This is a genomic window from Butyrivibrio proteoclasticus (assembly GCF_900115735.1).
Classification (GTDB): Bacteria; Bacillota; Clostridia; order Lachnospirales; family Lachnospiraceae; genus Butyrivibrio; species Butyrivibrio proteoclasticus_B.
In genome coordinates, this window is sequence record NZ_FOXO01000053.1 from 1 (window position 1) to 8930 (window position 8930).

Here is an 8930-nt window from a genome sequence, read left to right on the forward strand (position 1 = left end):
AGCTACGAATGAACCGTAGCATACAAGCAGAAGGTTCGTTTGCAAACGTGAAAGAAGATATGAATTTCAGACGATACCTTTATAAAGGAAGTGAGAATGTTCTGGCACAGAGTACACTTTTGGCAATAGCTTTTGACATCAACAAACTCCACCATAAGATTATGTCTGAGCGAACCGGAACACATCTATTTGAACTGAAAAAAGTGTCATAAATTTTGAATTTTAAAATAAAAAATTTGTATCAGCGTCGATAATTCAATCGGCTTATTAAAGTACGCCCAAAGATAGAGTATATAAAAAATATATAGTAAAAAAGCCGTTTTTAAGGCATGAAAAAGGGCCATCGCCCAGATGATTTAATCATCTAATGCGACAGCCCCGTGCCGTATCATTTAGGTTCCATGATAAATGATCTTCTTAACATGATTGCAACAAAGGTTCAGGATAAGGGATTAAAACTTGAAATAAATGTGGATGAGACAATTCCGTCTTCGCTTTTTGGAGATGAAATAAGAATCAAGCAATGTGTCACAAACATTCTTACCAATGCGGTGAAGTATACGGAGGAAGGCTCTGTTACCATGAATGTATCATATCGAAAGGAAGATGAAGATAACATTTTCCTGAAATTTCAGGTGGTAGATACGGGAATAGGAATAAAAGAGGAGGATCTTAACAAGCTCTTTTCACCGTTTGAAAGAATTGAAGAGATAAGAAACAGGTCCATTGAGGGAACAGGACTTGGGATGAGTATTGTAAAAAAGCTTCTTGCGCTGATGGATACTAAGCTGGAAGTTAAGAGTGTTTACGGAGAAGGGTCTGATTTTTCTTTTGAAGTAAGGCAGCAGGTATTATCGTGGGAAGAGCTTGGAGATTTCAAGCAAAAATATAAGGAATATTTAAACAGTCTGAAAAAATACCATGAAAAGTTCAGAGCACCGGAGGCAGAGATCCTGGTTGTGGATGATACTGTTATGAACCTGACGGTTGTAAAAGGGCTTTTAAAGAATACACAGATAAGGATTGATACTGCCGAGAGCGGAATGGAAACTCTTGAAAAGGTTAAACAAAAGCATTATGACGCTATTTTTATAGATCACAGGATGCCGGAGATGGATGGAGTTGAGACTCTGGCAGCAATGAAGACACTGGAAGGCAATAAGAATACCGGAGTTCCGTGTATTGCTCTTACTGCAAATGCCGGGGCAGGGGCAAGAGAAGAGTACATTGCAGCAGGGTTCGATGATTATCTTTCGAAGCCGGTAAATGGTGAAACGCTGGAAGATATGCTCTATAAGCTTCTTCCAAAAGAAAAACTGCAAACTGCAGGCAGTGCGGACGAGGCGATAACAGAGTCTTCTGATTCAAAGCTGAAAAAAGAAACAAGTCATGAGGATTTCCTCGATACTCTTGAGGGGATTGATCTTAAGGAAGCACTAAATAACTGCGGCAGCCGTGAGGTTTTGACTACGGTTGTAAAAGAGTTTTTGATAAGTCTTAATAAAAAAGCTGATGACATAGAAAATTTTGCCCATATCAAAGACTTTAGAAACTACACGGTTGCGGTTCACGCTCTTAAGAGTTCGGCAAGGCTTGTGGGAGCTATGGAACTGTCCAAAGATGCAGCATACCTTGAGAAGTGCGGCAATGATGAGAATGAAGCTGAGATTGAAGAAAAAACGCCACAGCTGCTATATCTTTACAGAAGTTATAAGGATAAATTCAAGGCAGCAGCTGAAAACGAAGATGATTCGGATTTGCCGGAAATTTCAGAGGATGAGCTTTTAAGTGCATTTTCAGATATCAAAGAGCTTGTTGAGGCCTATGATTATGATACTGCGGATGGAATCATGGACATGCTGAAAGGATATAAAATACCGGATTCCTACAAGGAAAAATATAAAAAGGTAGCGGAGTTTATGGCTTTAGTAGATAGAGATTCACTACTTTCTATTCTATGACAAGGAGAGCTTAAATGGAAAAAAGAGTATTACTTATAGGCGGCGGAAAGAGTTTTATGGTCACATCAATTGCCAAGGAGTTAAAGGAAAAGAATTTTGAAGTGGTTCAGGCAAGCGCAAATGTAACAGAAGTGGAGAGAATAGAGAATAAACCAAAGGTATATCTTATCTATATAGATGATCTTGAGGATATGATGGAATTTTTGGTTTATGTAAGAGATCAGGCTGTTGAAGACGATTTGTCAATAAGCATTATCGGATCTCCTGATGAAATAAACAAGATAAGAGTCAGTGTGCCACAGGACAGGATAGCGGCAATTTTTGAGCGCCCTGTGAATGTAAAAGAACTTGGAAACAAAATGATTGAAGTTGTGGAGAAAGAAGATCTGCGCCTTCAAAAAAAGAAAATTCTGGTTGTAGATGACGATGGAACAATGCTTCGAACTATTAAGAGCTGGCTTTCTGAAAAATATCAGGTTTTTATGGTTAATTCCGGAATGGCAGCCATAACCTTTTTGGCAAAAAATGAAGTTGATCTTATACTTCTTGATTATGAAATGCCGGTTACTACAGGACCTCAGGTTCTAAAAATGTTAAGGTCTGAACCTTCAACCAGTAGTTTGCCTGTAATGTTTTTGACTGTAAAGAGCGACAAGGAAAGTGTAATGCAGGTCATTGATCTTAAACCTGAGAAATATCTTTTAAAGACAATGCCACCTGCTGAACTGATTGCCAATATTGATGAGTTTTTTGAAAAACAAAAGGCAAAAAAATTCAGCTGAAAAATGATTGAAAATGCACAATATTTCCGAGGTACTTTTTTACAGAAAAATATTTATAAAAAAATAATAATATTTATATGATATTAAGTGTATTCTTGGTGATTTTTAATGTGCTATAAAGTAAAATTAAATTGTTACCGTATTATTGTTGTATGTGGAGGTGTTATATGGCAAGTAACAACAGTTCACAGAAAAAAGGACAGAAACACATTAGTGCACAGCTTCTTTTGGTTTTGATTCCTATGGTTGCAGCTGCTCTTGTGATACTTACGGTATTTATTTCCATGAGGGCCAAGAGTGTAATTGAACAAGAGGCGACAAATGGGCTTTATCAGGAATCAAGAGCTAATGCAGCTGACATTGCCCAAATGATTGAGGGTATAAAAAAGTACTATGACGGTACGGCAGATCTTTTGGAGAGTTCACCTTACGTAACTGATGCTGATATATTAAAAGCTCTGGAGCCCGGAATGAGTGAATATTCCGGAGTTGTAATAGACAGCTATCTTGCACTTGGAAAAGATGCATTTTATGATGGCGGCGGTTGGGTTCCCGGTTCGGATTATGATCCGACTACGAGAGCATGGTATATTAACGGCTCAAGTTCGACATCCATCACTCTTGGAGATCCATCTGTTGATATGACAACAGGACAGATGGTTGTTTGCGGATCAAGATCAGTTAAGATGCTTGATGGAAGAAGCGGTGTGTTATCAGCTGATATAGTTCTACAGGGGATTTCTGATACGGTAAGTGCTTATACTCCTTCAGGAACAGGTAACAGTATGCTTGTTGGCGGCGGAGTAATTATTGGTCATGTTAATTCTGATTATGTTGGAAAATCAGCATCTGACCTTGGGGATGATGCATTTATTCAATCTGTTGCAAACGTTGTACACGCAGGCGGAACAAGTGAAATCAAAACAATCAAAGGAGCTGATGGTAAGGCTTACTACGTTTCTTTTGATCCTGTGGCCGGAACTAACTGGACCATGATTTCTTACGTGAAAAAAGATGATGTACTTGCTCCACTTTCTGCATTTATAACAATAAGTGTAATTCTGGCAATAATCATGGTTGTTGCTGTTGGTGTAGCTCTTTACATTATCATAAGCAAGATGATCACAAAGCCTGTAACAAAACTTACAGACAACATTACAAGAATTGCTGAAGGGGACTTCAGTGTTGATATTGAAAGCGACGGAAGTACTAATGAAATCGGACATATGAATGATAAGATGTCTGAGTATGTAAAGAGCATGCGTAAATCCATGGGAGATATGAAGAATATCACCAACCAGCTTACGACAGAAGCCGGAAATAGTAAAGACGCATCAGAAACTCTTAATGTTCAGGCAAATGAACAGTCCAACGCAATGCAGCAGATACACGGGGCAATGGACGGAATGGCTCAGGCGGTTACAGAGCTCGCAACCAATGCTACAACGCTTGCCCAGGAGGTATCAGTTCTTTCTGATAAGAGCCAGACTACAAAAGATACAATGGAAAGCCTTGTCACCAAGGCGCAAAACGGTCAGCAGGATATGGCTAATGTTCAGCAGGGAATGCAGTCAATTGCTGAATCCATGGATGATATGAATAGTGTTGTAAGTACTGTTGATGAATCTGCCAAGAGGATTAACTCTATCATTGACATCATTGCATCCATTTCTTCACAGACAAACCTTCTTTCTCTTAATGCTTCAATTGAGGCAGCAAGGGCAGGAGAAGCTGGAAAAGGATTTGCGGTTGTTGCAAGCGAGATTGGATCTCTTGCACAGAATAGTGCAGATTCAACCAAACAGATTGCTGATATTGTAAAAGAGATTACAGAGCAGATTCAGGAACTTTCAAGAAAATCTGAAGAAAACAAGGAAAAGATTGACAGAAGCGTTGAGGCTGTTAACGTTGCCGGAGAAACCTTTGAAGAAATCTTTAAGAGCCTTGATGAAGCAGGAACTATTGTTGGTGAGATGATTGAGAAAGTGGCAACTGTTGATGATATAGCAACATCTGTTGCAGCTATTTCAGAAGAACAGTCAGCAAGTACAGAAGAAGTTACAGCAACTACGACCAATCTGGCATCCAGTGCGGAAGCCGTAGCAGATAGCAGTAAAGGTGTTGAAGGAAGCGCAACAACAGTATCTGATTCTGCTGATCAGATTGCAGCTTTCCTTGATACATTTAAACTTGAATAAGTATTGCATTACTCGGATAACGTTAAGAATTAGAACTATAAAGAACGCTACCATCAAAAAAGATGATAGCGTTTTTTGATCAGTGTTTTTCCGGAGACGCTGGAATTTGTGTATTGTATTTAAGCGTTATCTGAACGCAGTTGTCTGTTGAGGTATATAGATATCCATATTTTGCTGAAAGGTAAAAAAGCTCAGGGTGGTCGCTATATACGGCTTTTATTATTTCTACAACATCTGCAACAGACACCTGTGAAACGGGAACAAAGGAGTCTTCATATGCTATTACAGCGTACACACCATAAATAAAGTGATGACTACTGTTGCGTCCGCCACCCTTGACTGAATCTGATGGAAACGCCGTCTATTTCTTGCCGAAGGTGAGGATGATGGGAACAGTAATTCTTCACTCACCGTCGGACACAGCATTGTAGCGTTTCCATCAGAACCAGTAAAGGGCAAGCACCTTCGGTGTGGCTGGTCATTATGCCTCGGGCTCTGAATCCGAGAACAGTAGGGGTGGCTGCTTTCAAGGCTCCATGGACGCAGCTTTCGAATGCTGCATACAAAGCATTAAAGAGTTGCTTTGATATATAGCTTGCTTTAAATAAGTCGTCCACTCGCAATAAAACGTGATTTGGGCATATTTCCTGTTTTCCAAGATTACCACACCCCTCGCCAATATTTTTGACTTGCGATTTTGGGTATATACGGCATTTTTGAAGTTTACACATCCTTTTTATAGATGATTGATTGTCTTGAATCACTCATCCAATGGATGTGTAAATTTATTTTTTCTCGTATATACCCATTTTCACTTCTAGAAAATTCTGCCGAGGGGTGTGGTAACTTAAAAAGTATAGCTATATACCCATTTCACTGTGACAATCCGGAGATGTTGAAGAAGATGTCGGAGAGATGTGGGATAAGTGCTTAAATAATGTGCTTTTTATCCTATGGATTTGACAGTTTGATAATGGATTTTGCTCATGAGTAGGATAAACGTTTGACTTTTACTCTTTTTATCCTACACTTCTCATGGTTCTGACTGAGAATTGTGGGATAAAACAATTGATTTTTTCACGATTATCCTACTTTCTGGACAATAACAGTGCTCTGAAAGCTAAAAATGTGGGATAACTTCAATAGTTTTTCAGGTTTTATCCCACAACTCTGAAAATCGGCTTGGATAGAATGGGATAAATAATATAAATCTATCGCTTTTATCCTACATCACAGCAAGCTCGATAGGACAGAATAGGATAAATATTACAGTTTTTTCAGTCTTATCCTACAGCTCAACTAATCCCATATTGTTAATATCACAATTACCAAATTTAAATCTTCCATAAGTAACTATACTCGCTTCCGCATTAGAATTGCACTACAACCTTCCATGCTGAAATTGACCTTTTGGGCATATAGCGCTTTGGAAAGCTCCTAGCCACCTCTGGCCTTTACTATTTTGTCTTTATAGCAACTTTTTGCGATGCCAGCCCCCTCATGGAAGTTCAAATGGGCTTATAGGTCGATTACAAGACTTAAATTGCTACCTGTAGAGTGGACACATACAAACTCCCTTTAGACACCCCCCTTTTCAACATGCATCATAAAAGAGCTCCACACCCATGCTTCCTTGAAACTAGCCGCTTAGCTGTTTCTGAATTCATAACCCGACGCACCATAAATTTGCCGTCCCTACTGTTCCTGGATTCAGAGCCTGAGGCAATAAAAACCAGCCACACCGAAGGTGCTTGCCATTGACGGGTTCTGAGGGAAACGCTACAATGCTGAATCCGACGGTGCGTGAAAATCTACTGTTCCCATCATCCTCACCGTCGGCTCGCAGGCCAAGGCGTTTTCCTCAGGTTCAGTCAATGGTGGCGCACGGAGCCAATCACTTACGTTTATGGAAAGAAAGAGGATTCCTGTACAACCAATAATGTTGGCGGGAATCCTCTCGTAAATCTAAAGCGAGAAACTGATAGCTGCGAAAAATCAATTATTACTAAGCAGCTTTCTTTGCGCCATGATCATACATGATATAAAAGCCTTTTAGCATAAGTGTTCCTATAAGCACTGGGTGTTAGCCCGGTACTTTTTTTAAACGCTCTTGAGAAATTATGTACGTCTGAGAAGCCAAGCTCTGAAGCTATCACAGTAATATTTTTATCGCTGTCGGTTAAGTAGTAGCAGGCAGTGTCTATTTTCTGAGACATGATAAACTGCTTTAGTGATATACCACGCACTTCGCTAAAGAGGTGGGATAGGTATTTGGGACTGTATCCAAATGCATCAGCAATATCAGTTGTTTTAAGATTTTCAGAAATATTTATTCTGATATAGTCAGCAATATCAGAATAAATCTGTTTGCTTCCTAATGGATCGGATTCGTTTTTCTCTGCCTGTAACTGACCGTACAGCTCAGTTAGTATAGCTGTTACTGCAGCATTTAATGAAATACTTGGGTATTTGTTTCTATCAAGATCCTGAAGCTGTTTCATCTGAACAACTAGTTTAGCAGGCTGTGGTACAGCGGCTTTTTGAGGCATCAGAAAACAATTAGCTCTTTGACAGGATTTTATATCAGAAGAATTTATTCTGGCAGGAAAAGCTCCGGTATCTACAATGAAGTGAATCCAGTAAAAGGCGCAGTAATCCTTTTTGAAACCCTCTCTATTAGAATTGCTTGGAGGGAGTATCAGATATTCTCCACTCCTTACAGTGAATTCTTCATCCATATATCTAAGGTATAGTACACCTTCTGTAACTACTATCAGTTCGTAATCGAACTGAAGTCCCATTTTTGCGTGTTTCCAGTCTGATGATAAAGCGATAAATTTACCGGTTCTAAGATACTGGAACAGCTGATTGCTAGGAAAGACCATTTGCATTATTTCTTTATTCTTTTTCATTGAGTTCTCCTAAAAAAGAAGTTTTGACACTAATGATAGAAAAATGACACTAAAAATTAAAAAAATGACACTTTTTATTGATACATTGTGCATTTTACCACAGATAATGGGCTTTTTAAATATATGTCAAAATGACACTCTTTCTATCATTGTTACATTTTACTAAACGGGCGAAAATGCTAGCATGAATATAGTGCAATGTGCACAAGGGGTATAGAAAAAAGCAATGATTAGGAGGGTTAGAATGAAGAAAAAGGTATTATCTGTAGTATTATCTATGGCTATGGCCGCAGGACTTCTTGCCGGTTGTGGAAGTTCAGGGACATCTGGCGGAGGCGGTGAATCAGCTTCATCAGGTGAAAAAGTAAAACTGACAGCATTGTTTTGCGCCCATGCTCTTACAGCAGACATCAATGAATTCAAGTGGCTTCAGGAATTTGAAGATGCAGCAGGTGTAGATATTGAATGGGAAGAAATTCATTCGGACTGGGATCAGACTAAACCAACGAGATTTGCTTCCGGAGATATTCCGGATCTTTTATTCTCAGCAACAAATGATGCTGATTACATTACTTATAATGGTTTGTTTGAAGATCTGACACCTTATATCAGTAAGGAAACAACACCTAACATTCAGGCAATGTTTGACGAAGAACCCGACACACTTGTTCTTGCAAAAACACCCGAAGGAAAGATATATGGTCTTCCAAAGTTTCAGGGAAAATGGCCGGGAACTAATGGCGTTTTATTTATAAATAACTGAAACTTCGCAGTAAAAAAATAGCGTTTGTACCTTGAAAATTCAATAAAAAATGGCAAAAAAGTACCATCATGCAGCCCTTAGTTGACGCTGCATGGCGGGGGTAAGTGCAGATATGAAGGTATCGATCATAGTTGAGATTTCTTCTTCGTCAAGATCGAATTTTTCAGTCATCATATCTGAGAACATTTTCATAATCAGAGTGAATGCATGGACAAATGTAACATCTGCCATTTCCTCTACAAGATATGTAAACAGTTCTCCAAGGGTTCTTGGATCTTCTGCTTCACGATTCTCAACAGCGAGCATCATATACC

Annotated in this window: 7 protein-coding genes and 1 pseudogene; 5 read left to right on the forward strand and 3 right to left on the reverse strand. The window is 39.1% G+C overall.

Annotation, left to right across the window (positions count from 1 at the left end; all coding sequences use genetic code 11):
* The 4 genes from BM146_RS18375 to BM146_RS18390 form a co-directional block, all read left to right on the forward strand.
* Window positions 1–212 (forward strand): transposase (locus tag BM146_RS18375; protein WP_074891237.1); only part of this gene is annotated, 212 nt, incomplete at its 5' end.
* Between the two features lie 189 nt (window positions 213–401).
* On the forward strand, window positions 402–1961 hold the full coding sequence (locus tag BM146_RS18380; RefSeq protein WP_074892070.1) for a hybrid sensor histidine kinase/response regulator: 1560 nt from the start codon (window positions 402–404) through the stop codon (window positions 1959–1961).
* A 14-nt stretch (window positions 1962–1975) separates the two neighbouring features.
* Window positions 1976–2743 (forward strand): response regulator, encoded by a 768-nt coding sequence (locus BM146_RS18385; RefSeq protein WP_074892072.1) that lies wholly within the window; start codon window positions 1976–1978, stop codon window positions 2741–2743.
* Window positions 2744–2910: 167 nt separating this feature from the next.
* Window positions 2911–4941, forward strand: coding sequence for a methyl-accepting chemotaxis protein (locus BM146_RS18390; RefSeq protein WP_074892074.1), 2031 nt, complete (start codon window positions 2911–2913; stop codon window positions 4939–4941).
* Window positions 4942–5020: 79 nt separating this feature from the next.
* On the opposite strand, the gene BM146_RS19740 is transcribed toward BM146_RS18390, so the two are convergent.
* Window positions 5021–5236, reverse strand: coding sequence for a hypothetical protein (locus tag BM146_RS19740; RefSeq protein WP_074892076.1), 216 nt, complete (start codon window positions 5234–5236; stop codon window positions 5021–5023).
* 1735 nt (window positions 5237–6971) lie between these two features.
* Entirely contained in the window at window positions 6972–7853 is an 882-nt protein-coding gene (locus tag BM146_RS18400) for an AraC family transcriptional regulator (protein ID WP_083413656.1), read from the reverse strand.
* A 244-nt stretch (window positions 7854–8097) separates the two neighbouring features.
* On the opposite strand from BM146_RS18400, the gene BM146_RS18405 reads away from it, so the two are divergent.
* Window positions 8098–8616, forward strand: a complete 519-nt coding sequence (locus tag BM146_RS18405; RefSeq protein WP_074892079.1) for a type 2 periplasmic-binding domain-containing protein — start codon at window positions 8098–8100, stop codon at window positions 8614–8616.
* Window positions 8617–8682: 66 nt separating this feature from the next.
* Here BM146_RS18405 and BM146_RS19745 read toward each other — a convergent pair.
* Window positions 8683–8930 (reverse strand): annotated as a pseudogene (locus BM146_RS19745) (IS4 family transposase); the annotation flags it as partial.